Source organism: Bacillus sp. FJAT-53060 (genome assembly GCF_037104745.1).
Lineage (GTDB): Bacteria > Bacillota > Bacilli > Bacillales > Bacillaceae > Bacillus > Bacillus stratosphericus_B.
Window position 1 is genome coordinate 135,634 of sequence record NZ_JBAWSW010000002.1, and the last position, 20,825, is coordinate 156,458.

Genomic DNA, 20,825 nt, shown 5'->3' on the forward strand with positions numbered 1-20,825 from the left:
GGTATATGTCCGGTCCGGCTGCTTAGAACTTCACTCTTTCATTCTTGTTTAAGGGGGGTCCATGATGGAAACAATCGGACGTCACGTTATCTCCGAGCTATGGGGATGCGACTGTGATAAACTCAACGACATGGATTTTATTGAAAAAACGTTTGTAAATTCAGCTTTGAAATCAGGAGCTGAGGTAAGAGAGGTTGCTTTTCACAAATTTGCGCCTCAAGGAGTAAGTGGAGTTGTCATTATTTCTGAATCTCATCTGACAATTCACAGCTTTCCTGAACATGGTTATGCGAGCATAGATGTTTATACTTGTGGCGACCTAGATCCGAATATTGCAGCAGATCATATCGGAGATGAACTAGGTGCTGAAACAAGGGAAAACATCGAAATTCCTCGAGGCATGGGACCTGTACAAGTGAAACAGGCGAAAGTCAAAGCACTGTAAACATAAAAAAGATTGCAATGGGAGCTGGCCAAAAGCATCGAATGCCTTTGTGTTATGCTCCTTTTTATATTTGTTTCATATACTACACCCAACATTCCCCTACTTGTCTATACTTTTGTTCTAGGAAAACAAAGGTTTTTTTTATAAAATAAAGAAGAGGCGTAAAGACAAAGTGGATACATGTATGACTTTAGGACAAAAGTTAAAGCAATTCATTTCAAATCATACGGAAACGTCTAACCATCATCCAGTGTCAGAGCTGAAAAGCCGTTACTACAAATTCACAAGTTTTCCAAGCGGTGGATCCCGAAACGTATCAAGTGACATCTGTTTCAGCAGAACGAGGTGAAATCAGCGCAAATATACGAATGCCGAAAAAAACCTTTCTCGTGGCGACTGTCATTTCAATTCGTCCTTTTGAAACAGCTGTTGATTTTAATGTAACAACAGAACGGCCCTGCCAACAGACTTTGGCTATAGTCAAAAAACCGTTATGTCCCTTTATGAAGAACTAGACAAACAACTTGCAAGAATAGATCGGAGCTGATGAAATGAAATGTCCTACATGTCAGCACCTTGGTACAAGGGTGCTTGATTCAAGACCAGTAGATGAAGGGAAATCCATCCGTCGTAGAAGAGAGTGCGAAAGCTGTCAATACCGCTTTACGACGTTTGAAAAATTAGAAGAATTGCCGCTTATTGTGGTCAAAAAAGAAGGTATACGAGAGGAATTTAGCCGAGAAAAGATGTTAAGAGGACTCATCAAAGCGTGTGAAAAGCGTCCTGTCGCCTTAAAGCAGCTGGAAGATGTCTGCTTTAACATCGAAAAAGAATTGCGTAATCAAGGTATGTCAGAAGTAAAAAGCGAGCTTGTTGGTGAAATGGTGATGGACGAGCTGGCGAAAATTGATGAAGTGTCTTACGTTCGGTTTGCCTCAGTATACCGGCAATTTAAAGATATCAATGTATTTATTGATGAATTAAAAGATTTATTAAAAAAAGAACGTTAAAAAAGAGCTGAAGATTCTTCATGCTCTTTTTCCTGCGTAAAGCGTAAAACGCAAAAAGAGTGTACAATGGAAACAATCGCATTCAGGGGGGAGGATCAGCATATGACAGAGCATTGGAAGGAAGTGCTAGCCGTCGATCCGTATGTCGTCAAAAGCGCTTCATTGCTCGGTGACATCGATCGACAGCTCATCACTCTTTTATATCAGCCGCTTATTGGCATGTCCGCTTTCAGCTTATACATGACGCTGTGGGGAGAGCTAGAACAAAATCGTATGTGGGGAAAGCCCGCACCTCATAGGCAGCTCATGGTGATGCTGCAAACGAATTTAAATGATATTTTTGAGGAACGTTTAAAGCTAGAAGCGATCGGCTTACTACGCACATATGAACAGGAAACGGAAGAGGGCAGACTGTTTACGTATGAGCTCGTGCCACCGCTAAGACCAGATGAGTTTTTCCAAGACGGTATGCTGAATGTCCTTTTATATCATCGTGTAGAGAAAGCAAAATATACACAGCTTCGTGATTATTTTTCTTATCCAGGTGCTCCTGCAGAAGCTAAAAACATTTCACGGTCGTTTGAAGAAGTCTTTCACGTATTGCAGCCAAGCGAACGCAAGATGACAGAAGAAATCAATCAAGCATCATCGCTTGAACAGGGCTATGAATATGTGACCGTTGGATCTGCTCAGCCGGCACCGCTTTCAGACGAATCTTTTGACTTTGATCTATTGTTAGCGGGCATGTCTAACATGATGATTCCAAGAAAGGCTTTGACAAGGCAGGTGAAAGAGACGATTAAGAAGTTAGCCATTGTATATGGCATCACCCCGCTGCAAATGCAAAATATTGTAGCAAGCGCTTGTGGACCGGATCAGATGATCTCAACAGAAGATTTAAGAAAAGCAGCGAGAGACTGGTATCAAATTGAATACAGAGGGAAACAGCCGAAGCTGATTGATCAAAAACAGCCAAGACATTTATGTCACAATGCTTCGGAGCATCCGTCGCAAGAAACACCGGATACTAAACTAGTTGAAAAGCTTGATCATATTTCGCCTAGAGAGCTTCTAAAAGATATGGCAGATGGCATTGAGCCAACGTATGCCGACTTAAGAATTGTCGAAGATATTATGCTCGAGCAGCAGCTCAAGCCAGGTGTCATGAATGTCCTGATTTACTATACACTGCTGAAAACAGATATGAAGCTGTCCAAAACATATATGCAAAAAATTGCTGCGCACTGGGTGAGAAAGAAAATCAAAACCGTTGCGGCTGCCATGAAAATTGCCAAAGAAGAGAACAGGCAAATGACAGAGTGGGCGCAGCAAAAAAAGCAGCGAAGCTCATATGGATCAGGAAAAGTCGTTCGCGAGGAAAAATTGCCTGACTGGATGAAAGAAACTGAAATGAAAGAAGAGCCGGCAAAAGAACAAGAGGACAGTCTGTCTACAGAAGATCTCGAACGAGAAAAAGAAAAACTGTTAGATCAGTTTAAAAATATGAAAAAGTACAATTACAATGCACACTAATGTGAGGTGAGATGGAGATGAAACCGATCGGTCGTTCATTTGAACAGCTAAAAAAACGAGTAGATTTTCGTGTGAGATACAATCAGATTAAAGAAAGTGTGTTGTCTGATGAAGATGTACAGGCCTTTTTAAAGGAGCATCAAGAAGAGATACAAGAAGACATGATCAATCGCAGCCTGAATCGACTCTTTGAATATGTTCAGCAATCGAAGGGCTGTTCCTACTGCTTAGATGAAGAGGACGTAAATGTCCTTTTAGACGGGTATCATCCGAAGCTTGTGATCAAAGGTCAGAGTATTGAAATTGAATATTCCCAATGTCCTGTTAAGCTGCGACTGGATAGACAGAAAAAACAGCAAGAGCTCATGAAAAGCATGTACATTCCGCAAAATGTTCTTCAAGCGACGTTTGCTGATTTGAATGTTGTTGGGAGACAAGGGGTCATTCAAAAGGTAGGACAATTCCTGCAAAGCTATGATGAGACTGGTAAGGGAAAGGGCTTATATTTACACGGAAAGTTTGGGGTAGGGAAAACATTTATTCTGGCAGCAATTGCGCAGCAGCTGGCGGTGAAAGAATACCCATCTCTCCTTGTATACGTGCCTGAATTTGTGAGAGAGTTAAAAAATTCGTTAGCCGATCATACACTAGAAGAAAAGCTGAATATGGTCAAATCAACCCCTATTTTAATGTTTGATGATATTGGGGCAGAATCGATGACAAGCTGGGTCCGAGATGAACTGTTAGGAACGATCTTACAATATCGCATGGCCGAACAGTTGCCGACCTTCTTCTCTTCTAATTTCTCACCGAATGAGCTAAAGCATCATTTTACGTACTCACAGCGCGGAGAAAAAGAAGAGGTTAAAGCGGCTCGTTTAATGGAACGGATTTTCTATTTAGCAGAGCCAGTTTTACTTGAAGGAGAAAATCGTCGCCATTTATAAAAATGTATATCACTTGAAGGAGGAGCTGATTAGATGAGCAATAGAAAATGGCTTTTCGTTCTCGTGATTGGCGTTCTGATTGCTGCACTATGGTGGCTGAACAAACAGCATCTTCAGCTAGCGCCGAAAGATGTAAAGAATTGGGTACTTCAATTTGGGATGCTGGCCCCCATTGTTTTTCTTTTCTTATCTCTTTTTCGTCCGTTTGTTCTTTTCCCTGTCACCGTCTTCTCCCTAGCAGCAGGTTTGGCTTTTGGCAGTGTACTTGGGACAATTTACGCCCTCATCGGTGCGACAGCGGGCGCAACGGGATCCTTCCTGATTGCTTCAACTTTTCGTTCAAACAAGCATGAAACGGAATCAATCAGCCGGAAGCTACAAGCGGTGACGTCCCGCATTCAGCAGCATGGGTTTCTTTATATTTTGTTATTGCGTATTGCACCCATTCATTTTGACTTTGTCAGCTATGCGGCAGCAGCCTCACATGCAAAATACAGGGCTTTTGCGGTAGCGACCTTTTTAGGGTTAATACCGGGTACGATTGCGTTAAATGTCTTCGGGTCAAGCTTTGTTAGCGGCAATTATGCCGCCTTATCAATCGTCTGCTTGATTTACCTGATCTTTATCTCGGTTCCACTGATTTTAAAAAGAAAGATGCCTGATTTATTTTAGGCGTCTATTTTTTATGTTCACCCCATATATATGTAACAGATGTCGTTAGGGGGGACAAACATGCTTGAAATAATCTTTGAAGATGAATATGATACCGCCGCTTTTTTACATCTTGCTGAACACTTGGACAGTCGGCATCACATTTCAATTCAACAAGGGAAAGACCGGCTTCTCATAGAGGCGAAGGAATCAGAAGAAGCACTTGAGCACATCGTGCGGCCATTACTGGTTGACTTTTTTTTGGAATGCAAAGAAAATGAGCGCATGCGCAGCATCCTTGAAAACACATACTTATTTAAAGATCCTGAAGAGCAGCACCAAATTCTTTCTATCGCCCATAGCATCATGAAAGGGGATATAGAGGATATTCCCGGGATTCATCAAGACCCATCAAGAGAAGCCCTTTTAAAAAAGGAGCTTGAGACGATCTCTTTACAGCAAGGTATTTTTTCAATTAGTTCATTTATGACATTTAGGCTGTCAGAGTATGATCAAAGGCTTAAGAATTATGTCGAGGTGTCCATTGAAGAGTACAAAATGGAACAAGAATATCAGAACTTTATTCAATCACTTCGAGACTATGTGATGGCAAGAGAGCCTAAGCTGGAAAAAGTACATGTCGTGCATCAGGATCGACTAGTGATTTGGGAATTTCGCTACGCTTCTGAGCGTGATCATAAACAATACATAGATAGACAGTTTGTAAGAGAGCATCCAATGTATATTGATTCGCAGCTAATTGCACCGCTTGTATCCATTGCCCCTCAAAAGATAGACCTATTTACAAATGACACAGGTCATTCGATGGTGCAAACCATTCAAAATATTTTTCAAGAAAGAGTTGAGGTGTTCCCGCCTCACTCATTTCAGGAGCAGAATGTCCAATTTGTTCATGACCATTTGCCAAAAAAAAGTGAAAAGCTTTCTTGATTTTCATGAAAAAACGTTTTATAATACGGTGTAACTTCATACAGAGACCGTATTGATAAGGACATGAACAAATGAACACTCGCTTAAAGAGAGGGAAGTTGCGGCTGAAAGCTTCCTAGCAGAGGATCATTTGCTTTACCACCTTTGAACATCAGCTGTGAACTTGTTTAGTAATAGCTGACGGGAATTCCCGTTATCGAACCACAAGCCGTATTTGCTTATCAAAAAGAAAGCTGCAAATACGGGAAAAAGGGTGGAACCACGATTCCGTTTATTCAACCTCGTCCCTTTCCAAGGGGCGGGGTTTTTATATTGTCAAAAAAAGGAGTGACCAGAGATGTCGGAACAAATTCAACTTACATTTCCAGATGGAGCAGTCAAGGAGTTTGACAAAATAACAACAACAGAAGACATTGCGGCATCAATTAGCCCGGGCCTAAAGAAAAAAGCGCTTGCCGGTAAATTAAACGGCAAAGAAATAGATCTGCGTATGCCGCTATTAGAAAGTGGAACAATTGAGATCATCACAGATAAAAGTGAAGAAGCTCTTGATATTATGCGCCACAGCACAGCACATTTACTAGCGCAAGCAATTAAACGCATTTATGGAAAAGAACATCACGTCCAGTTTGGCGTCGGCCCTGTAATCGAAAATGGCTTCTACTACGATGTGGATATCGATGTTGCCATCACGCCTGAAGACTTACCAAAGATTGAAAAAGAAATGAAAAAGATCATTAACAGCAATCTTCCAATTGAGCGTATTGAAGTATCAAGAGAAGAAGCGAAAAAACGCTTCGAAGCGATTGGTGATGAATTGAAGCTTGAACTGTTACAGGCAATTCCAGAAGGCGAAGCCGTCACGATTTATGAGCAGGGTGAATTCTTTGATCTATGCCGCGGGATTCACCTACCATCTACAGGGAAAATCAAAGAGTTCAAACTGTTAAGTCTAGCAGGTGCGTACTGGAGAGGTGACAGTAACAATCAAATGCTACAGAGAATTTATGGGACAGCTTTCTTCAACAAAGATGATTTAAACGAACATTTACGTCTGCTTGAAGAAGCAAAAGAGCGTGATCATCGTAAACTTGGAAAAGAGCTGAAACTGTTTGCGAACTCTCAAAAGGTTGGTCAAGGTCTTCCGCTCTGGCTGCCAAAAGGGGCAACCATCCGACGCGTAATTGAGCGTTACATTGTAGATAAAGAAGTGCGTCTTGGTTATGAGCATGTGTATACACCAGTTCTTGCGAGTGTAGACTTGTATAAAACATCAGGCCACTGGGCGCATTATCAAGAGGATATGTTCCCAGTCATGGAAATGGACAACGAAGAACTTGTCCTTCGTCCAATGAACTGCCCGCACCATATGATGATTTACAAAAATGAACCACATAGCTATCGCGAATTACCAATTCGGATTGCAGAGCTTGGTACAATGCACCGCTATGAAATGTCAGGCGCCTTATCTGGCCTGCAGCGTGTTCGCGGCATGACACTAAACGATGCACATATCTTTGTTCGTCCAGATCAAATCAAAGACGAGTTCATCCGTACAGTTCGCTTAATTGAAGAAGTGTATCAAGACTTCGGCTTAAATGACTACACATTCCGCTTATCTTACCGTGATCCAGAGGATACAGAGAAGTATTTCGACGATGATGGGATGTGGAATAAAGCACAGTCGATGCTGAAGGATGCAATGGACGAGCTTGGCCATGACTACTATGAAGCAGAAGGCGAAGCGGCATTTTATGGACCAAAGCTTGATGTACAAGTCAAGACAGCTCTTGGAAAAGAAGAGACTTTGTCCACTGTACAGCTTGATTTCTTACTCCCAGAGCGCTTCGACCTCACATATATCGGAGAAGATGGAAAGCACCATCGTCCAGTTGTTATTCATAGAGGGGTTGTCTCCACAATGGAACGCTTCGTTGCCTTCTTAATTGAAGAATACAAAGGAGCCCTTCCAACATGGCTGGCACCTGTACAATTCCAAGTCATCCCAGTTTCGCCATCTGTCCATCTAGACTATGCGAAAAAGATCCAAAAACGCTTGCAACTTGAAGGCTTACGTGTCGAGGTTGATAGCCGTGATGAAAAAATTGGGTATAAAATTAGAGAAGCCCAAATGCAAAAGATCCCATACATGCTTGTCGTAGGTGATCAAGAAGCAGAAAATGGCGCAGTCAATGTAAGAAAATACGGTGAACAAGATTCAGAAACAATGGATCTTGAAGATTTTGTCAAACATACAGTAGCAGAAGCGAAAAAATAATTTTTTCAATTAAGTAGCCAGTGTTCTTTCCCCTTGAGACCGCTGGCTTTTTTCTTTATGGAAAAAATCTTTCGCTGGGTGATCCAAGTCCTTGAATGATACGTTTAGGAGGTACAAAAGTACGGGTAAGTATGTACTATTGGTTAGAGAAGTATTGGGGGAATGAAAGCGGTAGCCGTTCTTCTTGCATTGGAGCACTCCCTTGTAATGATTGGATTTGATGTCAAGGTGAGGTACTATGGGTCAACGATATTTTTTCAAAAGCCATGGACGGTCTAAAGAGCATATTACACAAAATGCAAGTTATCAAATGTTTTGGAAGCGTTTAAAAGGGGGAAGTCTTTCAGGAAACAGTGCAGCGGGTTACTAAAACCGGGGATAGATTATACTTGTAGCGACGTATAACTTGTTCGCAATGAAAAGGGAAACCTAGTGGTTGTCGTGAAAGTGGCGACAGATATTACGGAGAGAGAAAATACGATTAACGGAGCAGGTAGAGTCTATTAGTTCAATTGCTACGTCCATTAATGGCATTGCCTCACAAACTCGGTTGCTCGCATTAAATGCAGCTATAGAAGCTGCACATGGGGGTTCCTGTGGAAATGGCTTTAGTGTGGTGGCGGCTGAAATTCCAAAGCTTGCCACAGATTCAAAAGAAGCCATTGTCAAGGTAGATCAATATGTGAAGGCAATTCATTTAGAAGTAGAAAAGGTCAGCGGGATCTCGTAAAGCAAGGGAAGAATTCATCAATGTAGGAGAAGCAGCTGCGGCTTAGACAGGCAAGCCCAAAGTAGTGTCAATTGTTTCTCTTGAGAACACAAAAACACCCGATCTCTTCAGGAGAAGGGTGTTTTCTCTATGAATTTACTTTAATATATCAAATAATTCATGCAAGTCTTTGATTTCATAATCTGGCGTTACGTCGGTTTCGTTTTTCTTGGCATGGCGATTGATCCAAACGGTTTGGATGCCTGCAAGGGATGCTCCTAGAATATCAGTTTTTGGATTATCTCCTACCATAATCACATCGTCTTTTGTTATGTTTAATAGCTCAAGGCAGTGCTCAAAGATGCTAGGATCAGGCTTGCCTTTTCCGTAATCTCCTGAAATGACAATTTCATTAAAATAAGGCGCAAGCTCTGGTACACCCGCAAGCTTTTCCTTTTGTAGACTAGGGTCTCCGTTTGTTAAAAGAAGTAATTCATAGCTGCCTTTCAGGCGATTTAAGACAGGATACGTTTCTTCATAGACGTACGGACGTTTTCTGCGCTCTGCTGCAAAGAAATCAGCCAGGTATTGTCCAAATGCCTCATCTTCAATTCCCGCTTTTTTTAGACTATTTGTCCAAGCGTTTTTACGATACTCTGGTGCAAGGGCGTTCAGCTTTTGAAAGCCTTCACTAATCGGTTCACTAAAATTGGACCACAGTCCTTCGAAAGGATTAATTCCGATCATGACAGTATATTCATATGTTTCATAGGAAGAGTACAGTTTTCTTGCTTCTTCACGTACAATCTGTTCAAACGTTTCTGGATCAAGTCCATATTTCTTTTCCGCCTCTCGGCATGTTTTCTGAAAAGTCGTGTGAATGCTTTTTTCATCCCAAAGCAAAGTATCATCTAAATCGAAAAATATGGCTTTCATGATCTTCTCCCTTATTATGTATATAGTTACCTTCAATGGCATGTGACAGGCTCATGTTCATTTTACAATAGAAGGTGAAGGCAATAAAGAAAAGATTTGAGAGATATTTGATCATTGACTGCACATGATAGAATAGAAAGGCAGTGGATATAACTTATATCTGAGGTGGCCGATTTGCTTCATTTAATTATTATGATGATTGAGCGACATGAAGCGACAATGGCCAGTATCGCCGTTGTGGTAGGCGTTGTGACCGTTATCGTCATTCCAATTTTTTTGCAATTGATCCTATAAGGACATGATTGCTTGAAAAGTCTTGCCCAAATCGGTTCTAGCATGTTAAAATGAAAAAGTTGTTTCAAGAGTTCGGTTACTTGACGGACAAATGAAAATTGTGTAGAATAGTTAACGAATTGAATAGATATCACAAGCAGAAGCACCCGCTTCTCACCTGATTGACACATGTTTGTAGTTGACAGGTTGACCGTACATTTATTTTTTCATGCAAATGTTCGCAGTGTGGGTGTTTTAATATGCCCACACTTTTTGTTTGCCTGTAAAACATACAACGAAATGGTCAAAATGAATTGTGAACTCAATTCAAAATCTCATGGAGGTGGCTCACTATTAGCAAAGATCAATTAGTTAATGAAGGTATTCGTGTACGTGAAGTTCGTTTGATCGGACAAAATGGCGATCAGCTTGGGATTAAATCCCGCCAGGAAGCTCTGGAAATTGCTGCTAAAGCTAATCTTGACCTTGTGTTAGTTGCTGCAAATGCAAAACCACCTGTTTGCCGAATCATGGACTACGGTAAGTTCCGATTCGAACAGCAGAAGAAGGAAAAAGAGGCACGTAAGAATCAAAAAATCATTAGCTTAAAAGAAGTTCGGTTGAGCCCGACAATCGATGAACATGATTTTAACACAAAGCTCCGTAATGCAATCAAATTCCTTGAAAAGGGAGATAAAGTGAAAGCTTCTATCCGCTTTAAAGGCCGTGCGATTACGCATAAAGAAATCGGACAGCGCGTGTTAGACCGTTTCTCTGAAGCTTGCGCTGAAGTAGCAACAGTAGAAACAAAACCTAAGATGGACGGTCGTAGCATGTTCCTTATGCTTGCACCAAAAGTTGAAAAGTAAAGTAACAGAGGGAGGAAACATTCAATGCCAAAAATGAAAACTCACCGCGGATCTGCTAAACGTTTCAAAAAAACAGGTTCTGGTAAACTTAAACGTTCTCATGCATACACAAGTCACTTGTTCGCAAACAAATCTACAAAGCAAAAACGTAAATTGCGTAAGAGCGCAATCGTAAGTGCTGGAGATTTCAAACGTATCAAACAACAACTTGCAAACATTAAGTAATTTGGAATAGGAATCATAGGAGGGAAATACAATGCCAAGAGTAAAAGGCGGAACTGTGTCGCGTCAGCGTCGTAAAAAGGTTCTTAAATTAGCAAAAGGTTATTTCGGTTCAAAACATAGATTATACAAAGTAGCAAACCAACAGGTCATGAAATCTGGAAACTACGCTTTCCGTGACCGTCGTCAGAAAAAACGTGACTTCCGTAAACTATGGATTACTCGTATCAATGCTGCAGCTCGTATGAACGGTCTTTCTTACAGTCGTTTAATGCATGGCTTAAAGCTTTCTGGTATCGAAGTCAATCGCAAAATGCTTGCTGACCTTGCTGTGAATGACCTAAATGCATTCAATCAGCTTGCTGATGCTGCAAAAGCACAACTAGACAAGTAAGTTATATAAAAGATCATTCCGTCGAGGGGTGATCTTTTTTCTCATATGTGAGGTAAAAAGAATGAATATCGGTCTGATTGTGCTGGTCATCTTGGTGTTGGCTATGTTTTTTTCCTAATGAGAGAGGATAAACGCCGGGCAAAAGCGCATAAATGGAGAATTTCAGAGGCACACTTATGGAGTGTTGCGGTGCTTTTTGGCGCTGCTGGATCGTTTCCTGGGATGCAGAATTTCCGGCATAAAACAAAGCATGCTGCCTTTCAAATTGGCATTTGTGCAGTTAGATCACAGTTGGATCTGAAAAAGGAGCAGACGCCATTAGGACGGCGTGTCTGCTCCTTTTTTTTGTTTGATTTTTTTGATTGGCTGATCCCAATCAATTTTTGTTTGAGGATACCGCTCGATAATGTTCTTCTCAAGTTTTTCAAAATCTTCTAATGTGAATTCACTTAGTTTCTTAGGTGACTCCGTCCATACGTAAATGGAGTGGACAAACAGAGGATGATCCTTAGAAGGAATATGCTTCTCCCCTTCAAACAAGACACCTTTATAGACGAAATTAAAATTTTTGCGCGCATTTTGTTGTTCGTCCATAAAATAAAAGCCTTCTTTTAATTGTGCTTGTTTCAGCTTTCTTCTCGGATTTGAGAAAAATCTTACCGCCATGTAGAAAATATAGACAAGCAGTGCAACAAGAGCGAGTCTAATGAGGATGACAAACATGACAGGATGCACCTCCAATACCGTTATCTGATGTACTACGAATGAAAAGGCAAAAGGTTTCAACTTTTTTAAAAAATATTTCATTAAACGAAAAATATTCATAAAAAGATCGTATTGAACGAAAGAGGTTTTGTATAATAAGAATGCACCATGAAGATAAAGGAGGATAAATGGAATGACAAAGCTAGATCAAACATTAACTATGCTGAAAGACCTAACGGATGCAAAAGGGATTCCAGGAAATGAACGTGATGTCAAAAAAGTCATGCAGACATACATAGAATCATATGCAGATGAAGTTTCTACAGACCGTCTTGGCAGCTTGATCGCTAAGAAGGAAGGAAATGCAAATGGGCCTAAAATCATGCTGGCCGGTCACTTAGATGAAGTAGGGTTCATGGTGACAAAAATCGATGACAAAGGCTATATTCGTTTTCAAACAGTCGGCGGCTGGTGGTCACAGGTCATGCTGGCACAGCGTGTAACCATTGTGACGAAAAAAGGGGAAATCACAGGTGTGATAGGCTCTAAGCCACCACATGTCTTGTCGCCAGAAGCCCGCAAAAAATCAATTGAGATCACAGATATGTTTATTGATATTGGGGCTTCAAGCAAAGAACAGGCGATGGAGTGGGGCGTGCTGCCTGGAGATCAAATCGTTCCTTACTTTGAATTTACGGTCATGAATGATGAAAAAATGCTCCTTGCAAAAGCATGGGACAACCGTGTGGGCTGTGCAGTTGCAGTTGATGTCATGAAGAATTTACATGATGCTCAGCATGAAAATATCGCTTACAGTGTTGCGACTGTACAAGAGGAAGTAGGATTACGCGGAGCCAAAACAGCAGCTGCTACGATCGAGCCTGAAATTGGATTTGCCATTGATGTTGGTGTAGCAGGAGATACGCCAGGCATCACTGAAAAAGAAGCGACAAGCAAACTTGGTAAAGGACCAACAATCGTAGTATTTGATGCGTCTATGGTATCTCATAAAGGACTTCGTGATTTTGTTGTTCAGACAGCGAATGAATTGAATATCCCTTATCAATATGATTCAATGCCCGGCGGGGGTACAGATGCTGGCGGTATCCATTTAACAGGTCATGGTGTTCCTTCACTATCAATCGGGATTCCAAGTAGGTATATTCATACCCATGCAGCGATGATTCATCGAGATGATTATGAAAATGCAGTGAAGCTTTTAACAGAAGTTATCAAAAGGCTCGATCAAAAAACTGTCGAGCAGATTACGTACGGTTCTTAGTACGAAGGCGCCTTTCCTCAGCATAGAGGAAAGGCCTTTTTGTTACATATGAATTTCCCAGGAAATGAACTCCAGTATTTGGTTGAGTCAAAATAACTTTTTTGACAAATAAAGAAAAATTTTCATTATAAAAATTTTATGGAAGTAGGTAAAGCACCTAAACATTAAATTCTCTATTTTTTGTCAAATTGATTTTAAAAATTAAGAAAAATCAATAAATTTATGCTATATTTATATCATATTATTTTTACAAAACAAAGGGGATGGTTGAATGAATGCGATTACAATTGTGATAGGATCTATGTGTATTTTAGCGATTGCCTATCGTCTCTATGGCACATTTATGATGGTCAAGGTGTTAAAGGTAACAGATGATCATCCTACACCGGCTCATACACTTGAGGACGGGAAAGACTATGTGCCAACAAATAAATGGGTCACCTTTGGACATCACTTCGCTGCGATTGCAGCTGCCGGCCCGTTAGTTGGTCCGATTTTAGCCGCACAATTTGGGTATTTACCAGGTCTCCTTTGGCTTTTAATTGGAGCTGTGATTGGCGGAGCTGTGCATGACCTTGTCGTGTTGTTTGCTTCTATGCGAAAAAAGGGGAAATCACTATCAGAGGTAGCGAAGGAAGAGCTAGGACCTGTTGCAGGATTTTGTACAGGGCTTGCTATGCTATTTATCATTACGATTACGATGGCAGGACTGTCAATGGTTGTGCTTCATGCTTTAGAAAGAAACCCTTGGGGAACATTTGCAGTCGGAATCACCATTCCAATTGCAATGGGGGTAGGTCTTTATTATAAAAAGACAGGCAATTTAAAGCTGGCCACATCTGCGGGATTTATTTTGCTTATGATGGGTGTATTTCTTGGACCAAATATTCAAGGAACGGCACTTGGTGATTTTTTAACACTTGATACAAAAACGCTTGCTCTCGCCCTGCCAATTTATGCATTCTTTGCTGCGGCGCTGCCGGTTTGGCTGCTTTTGGCACCAAGGGACTATTTAAGCAGTTTTATGAAAATTGGTGTCTTCATCGCTCTGATTGCTGGAATCTTTGTCGTCAATCCGACGATTCAATTTCCTGCGTTTACAGAGTTTGTAAATGGAGGAGGGCCTGTTTTAGCTGGTCCTGTCTGGCCATTTATTTCAATTACAATTGCTTGTGGTGCTATTTCTGGTTTCCACGCATTTGTTGGATCAGGGACAACGCCTAAGATGCTAGACCGCTGGAGTGATATGAAGCCTGTAGCGTTTGGTGCAATGTTAGTAGAATGTTTGGTTGGAATTATGGCATTAATAGCCGCCACAGCCCTGCATCCAGGAGATTATTTTGCAATTAACAGTACACCAGAAATGTTCCGAACGCTTGGTATGAGTGTCGAAAGCCTTCCGCAGCTTAGTAAAGAAATTGGACTTGATTTAGAAGGAAGGACAGGTGGAGCCGTTACATTAGCTGTAGGGATGGCGTATATTTTTACGGGAATTCCATTCTTTAGCCATTTGGCGTCTTATTTCTTCCAATTCGTCATTATGTTTGAAGCTGTCTTTATTTTAACAGCTATCGATGCTGGAACGCGTGTGGCACGATATTTGATTCAAGATTTCTTTGGAGAAGCATATAAACCGCTGAAACGAAATGACTGGGTACCTGGTTCAGTGTTTGCAAGTGCGCTTGCCTGTTTTATGTGGGGATACTTGCTTTATTCTGGTGATATCGGATCCATTTGGGCACTGTTTGGGGTCTCAAACCAATTAATGGCCTCAGTAGGCTTAATCATTGGTGCGACGGTTGTTTTGAAAATTGCTGATAAAAGGCGATATATGCTGACTTGTTTAATTCCGCTCGCTTACTTATATGTCACGGTGAATTATGCGGGCTATTGGATGGTGGCCAATGTGTATCTCAATCCTGATGCATCCGGCTACAGTGTACTGAATGCGGTGCTGTCAATTATCATGCTGATCTTAGGATTTGTGATTATTGTGTTTGCGATTAAAAAATGGACCGAGATCTGGCGTAATCCATCGCTAAGGATGGAGGCACCTATCTCTGGGTAAATGAAAACAAAAGCCGGCTTGCTGTGTCACATAGCAAACCGGCATTTTTTATTGCTGTTGCTGAGGCTTTAATCCTTGCTCTAATGTTTCAAGGATTTCATTTTTTTCGTTTTCTGATGCCTCTTGCCAAAGAACCTCGAACAAAACGCCAAGACCTGGCAGCATTTTTTCCTCGCCACTTTGAATGGCATCTAAAATCGTATGTTCAAGCTGCTCTTGATTATGGCCAGTGATGTTTTGAATGACTGCGCCTCTTAAATTGAAATCCATTGCCCACACTCCTTTTTTGATGATAATAGCTCTATTCTGTCTCAAAGACAGGTTTATTATGTAGTGTGCATGAGATATAATAAACTCATGATGTTTAAAGGAGTTAAAGTCGTTTGAAATATATAGAATCAGCTAAAAATGTAAACATTAAACAATGGAAAAAGCTGCATACAAAAAAAGAACGAACAAAAACGGGGCTATTTCTCGTTGAGGGAAAACATTTAGTAGAAGAAGCATTAAAAAGTGGAATTGTGAAGGAGTTAATGGTTACAGTGCCTAACATGCTCCCAGCCGACATCGAGCTTGACATTGATCTGTATGAACTTAGTAAAGAGGCTTTCTCTGTAATGACAGAAACAGAGACATCTCAGCATATCGCAGCGGTTTGTACACTTCCAGTATTTGAAGAAAAGAAGTATGAGCGAATTCTTCTGTTAGATGCAGTGCAGGATCCGGGAAATTTAGGCACACTGATTCGGACAGCAGATGCTGCTGGTCTTGATGCTGTGATCTTAGGAGATGGAACCGTTGATGCCTTTAACGGAAAAACGCTTCGATCAGCACAAGGCTCTCATTTCCACATGCCCATTTTAAAGCAAAGACTTCAACAGGCGATTTCAGCATTCAAGGAGCAAGGTATACCAGTATACGGAAGTGCCTTAAAGGATGCGAAGGAGTATAGACACATAGCGCCAGAAGGTTCGTTTGCGTTAATTGTTGGCAACGAGGGAGCAGGCATTGATCCAGAGATTCTGCAAATGACAGATCAGAATTTATATGTTCCGATGTATGGGAAAGCAGAATCATTAAATGTTGCCGTCGCAGCAGCGGTTCTTGTCTATCATTTGCGTGGATAGTGTTGCATCATCCGCTGAGTTTCATTATAATGAAACTAATATTTTAAAAACGATGATAGAGGAAGATTGTTTCAAGGAGCGGCCTTATAGGGAGAATGCATCGTAGACTGAAAGTGCATTTAAGGAATGCTGAAACAGGAATTCACCTCTGGAGTTGTCACCGGGACTGCAAAATTTGCGTAAAGGTGAACCGGATTCGTTTGATTCCGTTATGTCAATGAAGCTTATTCGCACATGTGTGCTTAACAAGGGTGGTACCGCGACCACAACTCGTCCCTTCTTTATGGAGGGGCGAGTTTTTTTATTGTCTTCAAACGATCAAACAGCCGTTTATCCAGGCGGTTTTGTATATCAAAAGGAGGATTACACTCATGCAAGAAACGTTAAAACAGCTTGAAACAGAGGCGATAGCGAAGGTAGAAGCAGCTCGCTCGCTCAAAGAGGTCAATGACATTCGTGTTCAATATTTAGGGAAAAAAGGGCCAATTACGGAAGTGCTTCGCGGAATGGGCAAACTCTCCGCTGAAGAAAGACCAAAAATGGGTGCACTTGCGAACGAAGTGAGAGAGCAGATTGCGAATGCCATTTCTGAAAAAAATCAACAGCTGGAAGCAGAAGAAGTGAAAAAGAAGCTGGCTTCTCAAACCATTGATGTCACATTGCCAGCAAGTCCAATCAAAACGGGGGCAAGACACCCACTCACGATTGTTGTAGAAGATATTGAAGATTTATTTATTGGAATGGGCTATACCGTTGAGGAAGGCCCTGAGGTGGAAACGGATTACTATAACTTTGAAGCGCTCAATCTTCCAAAGGAACATCCGGCACGTGATATGCAGGACAGCTTCTATATTACCGGAGATACACTGATGAGAACACAAACGTCGCCAGTTCAAGCGCGTACACTTGAGAAATATAAAGGCCAAGGCCCTGTGAAGATCATCTGTCCTGGTAAGGTATATAGACGTGACAGCGATGACGCCACTCACTCACATCAATTCATGCAGATTGAAGGACTAGTGGTGGATCACAATATTAGCATGAGTGATTTAAAAGGAACGCTAGAGACGGTCGCTAAAAAAATGTTTGGTGAGGATCGCGAAATTAGACTGCGCCCAAGCTTCTTCCCATTCACAGAACCCTCTGTTGAAGTAGATGTTTCTTGCTTTAAATGCGGCGGGAAAGGCTGTTCCGTATGTAAAGGAACAGGCTGGATTGAGATTTTAGGTGCAGGGATGGTTCACCCGAATGTACTGAAAATGAGCGGATTTGATCCAGATACTTACCAAGGTTTTGCTTTTGGAATGGGTGTTGAACGTATTGCGATGCTGAAATACGGCATTGATGATATTCGCCATTTCTACACAAATGATATTAGATTCACGAAGCAATTCAAGCAGGACTAAGAGGAGGAAATCAACATGTTTGTTTCATATAGATGGTTAGAAGACTATGTCGATTTAGAAGGCATGCAGCCGGATGAATTAGCAGAGAAAATCACAAGAAGCGGTATTGAAGTGGAAGCAATTGCGTATAAAGGTGAAGGCATCAAGGGTGTTGTCGTTGGACACGTCATTGAGCGTGAACAGCATCCGAATGCGGATAAATTAAACAAATGTCTTGTTGATATCGGAGAAGACTCACCTGTGCAAATTATTTGCGGGGCTCCGAATGTGGATAAAGGACAACATGTCGCAGTTGCAACTGTTGGAGCAGTCCTGCCAGGGAACTTCAAAATTAAAAAAGCAAAGCTGCGCGGCGAAGAGTCCCATGGCATGATTTGCTCTCTGCAAGAATTAGGAGTAGAAAGTAAGCTCGTATCGAAGGAATATGCAGAAGGGATTTTTGTTTTTCCGAATGATGTGAAACCAGGAGAAGATGCCCTTCAGGCGCTTCAATTAGATGATGCGGTACTGGAGCTTGGATTAACGCCAAATCGTGCCGATGCCCTCAATATGCTAGGTGTGGCTTATGAGGTAGCAGCGATTTTAGGGAGAGAAATCAAACTGCCTGATACAACACATGAAGCTTCTTCGGAAAAAGCAGCAGACTATATTTCTGTCAACATTGAGGACCAAGAAGCGAATCCGCTTTACGCAGCGAAGATCATTAAACATGTAAAAATTGGGCCTGCTCCGCTTTGGATGCAAACAAGACTGATGAATGCAGGCATTCGCCCAATTAACAACGTCGTGGATATTACGAACTATGTGCTGCTTGAATACGGTCAGCCTCTTCATGCATTTGATTATGACCGCTTCGGTTCAAAGCAAGTGGTCGTACGTAAAGCGGCTGAGAACGAAGTGATTCAAACACTGGATGATCAAGAGCGCACATTGTCATCAAAGCATCTTGTCATTACAAATGGCACGAAAGCACACGCTGTAGCAGGTGTCATGGGCGGTCTTGAATCAGAGGTGTGCGATGAGACAACGACGATCCTGTTAGAAGCGGCTTATTTTAATGGTCAAACAGTCCGTCAAGCATCTAGAGACTTAGGGCTTCGCAGTGAATCAAGCACACGATTTGAAAAAGGACTAGATCCGCAGCGTGTAAAGTCAGCAGCAGAAAGAGCAGCACAATTGATCAGCGTCTATGCAGGCGGTGAAGTGCTAAGTGGCACTGTCGAGGAAAATCACATTGAAGCAAGCATGAATGTGATCCATGTATCAACTGATCGTGTAAACAAAGTGTTAGGAATGAGCATTTCAAAAGAAGATATGATTCATATTTTCAATAAGTTAGGCTTTACAGTAGGTGAATCAAATGACGTTCTTGTCGTGACGGTTCCTTCTCGCAGAATGGATATTACGATTGAAGAAGACCTTATTGAAGAAGTGGCACGATTATACGGCTACGATAATATTCCTTCTACACTACCTGCGACAGCTGGCACAGTTGGTGGCCTCACGTCATACCAAGTGAAGCGCAGAAAGGTGAGACGTTTCTTAGAGGGGGCAGGGCTTTCACAAGCGATTACATATTCATTAACGAATCAGCATAAGTCCACAGCCTTTGCATTGCATCCAGCTTATGAAACAAGGCTTTCACTGCCAATGAGTGAAGAACGCAGTGTGCTAAGACAAAGTCTTTTGCCGAATTTACTCGATTCTCTTGCCTATAACTTGGCGAGACAAGCTGATTCCTTTGCATTTTATGAAACGGGTTCTGTTTTCTTAGCAGAAGCTGAAGGCACCAAGCCAGTGGAGAAAGAGCATGTGGCTGGTGCGATTACAGGCCTATGGCATAAAAATATTTGGCAGGGTGAGAAAAAAGCCGTTGATTTTTATGTAGCGAAGGGAATTGCGGAAGGGCTGTTTGAAAAGCTTGGTGTAGCAGAGCAAGTCACATATGTTCAAGCAGAGCGTGAGGGTCTTCACCCAGGACGTACAGCAGATGTTCACTTAAATGGAAAGGTGATTGGCTTTGTTGCGGCACTCCACCCGATCGCTGAAAAGGAATTAGATCTAAAAGAAACGTATGTATTCGAATTTGATTTAACAGATGTTATGACGTCTGAAACAGAGGATATGAAATATACGGCGATTCCAAGATTCCCTGCTGTGACAAGAGATATTGCGCTTGTCGTCGATCAGCATATTTCAAGTGGACAGTTGGAGCGGGTCATCTATGAAGCAGGCGGCCGTTTACTGACAGACCTTTCCGTCTTTGACGTGTATGAGGGGGAACATATGGAAGAAGGCAAGAAATCTGTTGCATTCTCTCTGCAATATTTAAATCCAGAACAAACATTGACAGAGGAAGAAGTCACGGCTGTTCATACAAAAGTATTAAAAGCATTAGAAGATACGTATCAAGCCGTCTTGCGCAGATAAAGAAAAGCTATGGCCTCGGGACGGGACTGACCCCCGTTTTTGAGACAGGGATCAAAACACCTTTATGAAACAGCCAGTTGTCGAAACTCTTTCGGTGACTGGTTGTTTCATTTTAATTGAATTCGGATATTGTTATAATAATTAATATACTCCCTGACCGTTTTTTCTACAATGGCTGTTGTAGTGTTTGTCAGGTGGTGGAGATAGAATCCTTCTGATTTTAAACTGGAGTGGAAGGATTCGATGGAGGCATTATCAGCGGGTGTCCCTTTACGGGACATGCTCATGGTAATGCCTTTTATATGAACAGCTTTCTGATACTCGTAAGATGTATACACAGAACCTTGATCGCTATGTAACACACAGTTCTTAGGCAGTGCTGGGAGCTGATCAAGTGTGTTTAAGATAAAGTCTGTGTCCTGCTTATCACCAATATTAAAAGCAATCACTTCTCCATTATATAAATCCAATATACTGGAAAGGTACAATTGTTTCTGTCCATAAGGCAAATATGTGATGTCCGTTACTAGTTTTTCAAGAGGACGATCAGATTGAAAGTTCCGATCCAGTATGTTACCGGCCACGGCAT

Annotated in this window: 19 protein-coding genes, 3 pseudogenes and 2 other annotated features; of the genes and pseudogenes, 18 read left to right on the forward strand and 4 right to left on the reverse strand. The window is 41.6% G+C overall.

Features of this window, described 5'->3' with window-relative positions; genetic code table 11:
- Window positions 1–64: 64 nt before the first annotated feature.
- From speD to WAX46_RS15700, 9 genes and pseudogenes are all read left to right on the forward strand, one after another.
- Complete coding sequence (gene speD / locus WAX46_RS02115) at window positions 65–445, forward strand: adenosylmethionine decarboxylase (protein WP_226566455.1); 381 nt, start codon at window positions 65–67, stop codon at window positions 443–445.
- 184 nt (window positions 446–629) lie between these two features.
- Window positions 630–992: pseudogene (locus tag WAX46_RS02120) on the forward strand (cytosolic protein).
- Window positions 993–996: 4 nt separating this feature from the next.
- The gene (gene nrdR / locus WAX46_RS02125; protein WP_003216720.1) at window positions 997–1,455 is read left to right on the forward strand and encodes a transcriptional regulator NrdR; all 459 of its coding nucleotides are present in this window, start codon (window positions 997–999) and stop codon (window positions 1,453–1,455) included.
- A 102-nt stretch (window positions 1,456–1,557) separates the two neighbouring features.
- Window positions 1,558–2,988, forward strand: coding sequence for a replication initiation and membrane attachment family protein (locus WAX46_RS02130; RefSeq protein ID WP_226566454.1), 1,431 nt, complete (start codon window positions 1,558–1,560; stop codon window positions 2,986–2,988).
- 17 nt (window positions 2,989–3,005) lie between these two features.
- Window positions 3,006–3,935 carry a primosomal protein DnaI gene (dnaI, locus tag WAX46_RS02135; protein ID WP_226566453.1) on the forward strand — a complete coding sequence of 310 codons (930 nt, stop codon included), beginning with the start codon at window positions 3,006–3,008 and terminating at the stop codon, window positions 3,933–3,935.
- Between the two features lie 33 nt (window positions 3,936–3,968).
- Window positions 3,969–4,607 (forward strand): TVP38/TMEM64 family protein, encoded by a 639-nt coding sequence (locus WAX46_RS02140; protein ID WP_226566452.1) that lies wholly within the window; start codon window positions 3,969–3,971, stop codon window positions 4,605–4,607.
- A gap of 60 nt (window positions 4,608–4,667) precedes the next feature.
- Window positions 4,668–5,537 (forward strand): putative sporulation protein YtxC, encoded by an 870-nt coding sequence (gene ytxC / locus WAX46_RS02145; RefSeq protein ID WP_336493290.1) that lies wholly within the window; start codon window positions 4,668–4,670, stop codon window positions 5,535–5,537.
- 43 nt (window positions 5,538–5,580) lie between these two features.
- Window positions 5,581–5,829: a binding site (T-box leader), on the forward strand.
- 45 nt (window positions 5,830–5,874) lie between these two features.
- Window positions 5,875–7,815 carry a threonine--tRNA ligase gene (gene thrS / locus WAX46_RS02150; protein WP_226566450.1) on the forward strand — a complete coding sequence of 647 codons (1,941 nt, stop codon included), beginning with the start codon at window positions 5,875–5,877 and terminating at the stop codon, window positions 7,813–7,815.
- Between the two features lie 162 nt (window positions 7,816–7,977).
- Window positions 7,978–8,629: pseudogene (locus WAX46_RS15700) on the forward strand (methyl-accepting chemotaxis protein).
- 51 nt (window positions 8,630–8,680) lie between these two features.
- On the opposite strand, the gene WAX46_RS02160 reads toward WAX46_RS15700, so the two are convergent.
- Window positions 8,681–9,460: an HAD family hydrolase gene (locus WAX46_RS02160; RefSeq protein WP_226566449.1), complete on the reverse strand. Its 780-nt coding sequence runs from the start codon at window positions 9,458–9,460 to the stop codon at window positions 8,681–8,683.
- Between the two features lie 422 nt (window positions 9,461–9,882).
- Window positions 9,883–10,015: a sequence feature (ribosomal protein L20 leader region), on the forward strand.
- A 71-nt stretch (window positions 10,016–10,086) separates the two neighbouring features.
- Between WAX46_RS02160 and infC the strand changes: the two genes are divergently transcribed.
- From infC to WAX46_RS02180, 4 genes and pseudogenes are all read left to right on the forward strand, one after another.
- The gene (gene infC / locus WAX46_RS02165) at window positions 10,087–10,602 is read left to right on the forward strand and encodes a translation initiation factor IF-3 (protein WP_226566546.1); all 516 of its coding nucleotides are present in this window, start codon (window positions 10,087–10,089) and stop codon (window positions 10,600–10,602) included.
- Between the two features lie 24 nt (window positions 10,603–10,626).
- Window positions 10,627–10,827, forward strand: coding sequence for a 50S ribosomal protein L35 (rpmI, locus tag WAX46_RS02170; RefSeq protein ID WP_003216324.1), 201 nt, complete (start codon window positions 10,627–10,629; stop codon window positions 10,825–10,827).
- Window positions 10,828–10,858: 31 nt separating this feature from the next.
- Entirely contained in the window at window positions 10,859–11,218 is a 360-nt protein-coding gene (rplT, locus tag WAX46_RS02175) for a 50S ribosomal protein L20 (RefSeq protein WP_007501659.1), read from the forward strand.
- A gap of 61 nt (window positions 11,219–11,279) precedes the next feature.
- Window positions 11,280–11,491 (forward strand): annotated as a pseudogene (locus WAX46_RS02180) (DUF1294 domain-containing protein); the annotation flags it as partial.
- Window positions 11,492–11,536: 45 nt separating this feature from the next.
- On the opposite strand, the gene WAX46_RS02185 reads toward WAX46_RS02180, so the two are convergent.
- Window positions 11,537–11,941: a sigma-w pathway protein ysdB gene (locus WAX46_RS02185; RefSeq protein ID WP_226566448.1), complete on the reverse strand. Its 405-nt coding sequence runs from the start codon at window positions 11,939–11,941 to the stop codon at window positions 11,537–11,539.
- Window positions 11,942–12,116: 175 nt separating this feature from the next.
- Here WAX46_RS02185 and WAX46_RS02190 point away from each other — a divergent pair, with 175 nt between their 5' ends.
- Both WAX46_RS02190 and cstA read left to right on the forward strand, forming a co-directional pair.
- Window positions 12,117–13,205: a M42 family metallopeptidase gene (locus WAX46_RS02190; protein ID WP_226566447.1), complete on the forward strand. Its 1,089-nt coding sequence runs from the start codon at window positions 12,117–12,119 to the stop codon at window positions 13,203–13,205.
- A gap of 271 nt (window positions 13,206–13,476) precedes the next feature.
- Window positions 13,477–15,273: a carbon starvation CstA family protein gene (cstA, locus tag WAX46_RS02195; protein ID WP_226566446.1), complete on the forward strand. Its 1,797-nt coding sequence runs from the start codon at window positions 13,477–13,479 to the stop codon at window positions 15,271–15,273.
- A gap of 48 nt (window positions 15,274–15,321) precedes the next feature.
- On the opposite strand, the gene sspI is transcribed toward cstA, so the two are convergent.
- On the reverse strand, window positions 15,322–15,543 hold the full coding sequence (gene sspI, locus WAX46_RS02200) for a small acid-soluble spore protein SspI (RefSeq protein WP_024425725.1): 222 nt from the start codon (window positions 15,541–15,543) through the stop codon (window positions 15,322–15,324).
- A gap of 113 nt (window positions 15,544–15,656) precedes the next feature.
- Here sspI and WAX46_RS02205 point away from each other — a divergent pair, with 113 nt between their 5' ends.
- The 3 genes from WAX46_RS02205 (at window position 15,657) to pheT (ending at window position 20,236) form a co-directional block, all read left to right on the forward strand.
- Window positions 15,657–16,400: a TrmH family RNA methyltransferase gene (locus tag WAX46_RS02205; protein WP_226566445.1), complete on the forward strand. Its 744-nt coding sequence runs from the start codon at window positions 15,657–15,659 to the stop codon at window positions 16,398–16,400.
- A 371-nt stretch (window positions 16,401–16,771) separates the two neighbouring features.
- Window positions 16,772–17,806, forward strand: coding sequence for a phenylalanine--tRNA ligase subunit alpha (gene pheS / locus WAX46_RS02210; protein ID WP_226566444.1), 1,035 nt, complete (start codon window positions 16,772–16,774; stop codon window positions 17,804–17,806).
- A gap of 15 nt (window positions 17,807–17,821) precedes the next feature.
- Entirely contained in the window at window positions 17,822–20,236 is a 2,415-nt protein-coding gene (gene pheT, locus WAX46_RS02215) for a phenylalanine--tRNA ligase subunit beta (RefSeq protein ID WP_336493291.1), read from the forward strand.
- Between the two features lie 107 nt (window positions 20,237–20,343).
- Here pheT and WAX46_RS02220 read toward each other — a convergent pair.
- Window positions 20,344–20,825 (reverse strand): IS3 family transposase (locus WAX46_RS02220; protein WP_336493292.1); only part of this gene is annotated, 482 nt, incomplete at its 5' end.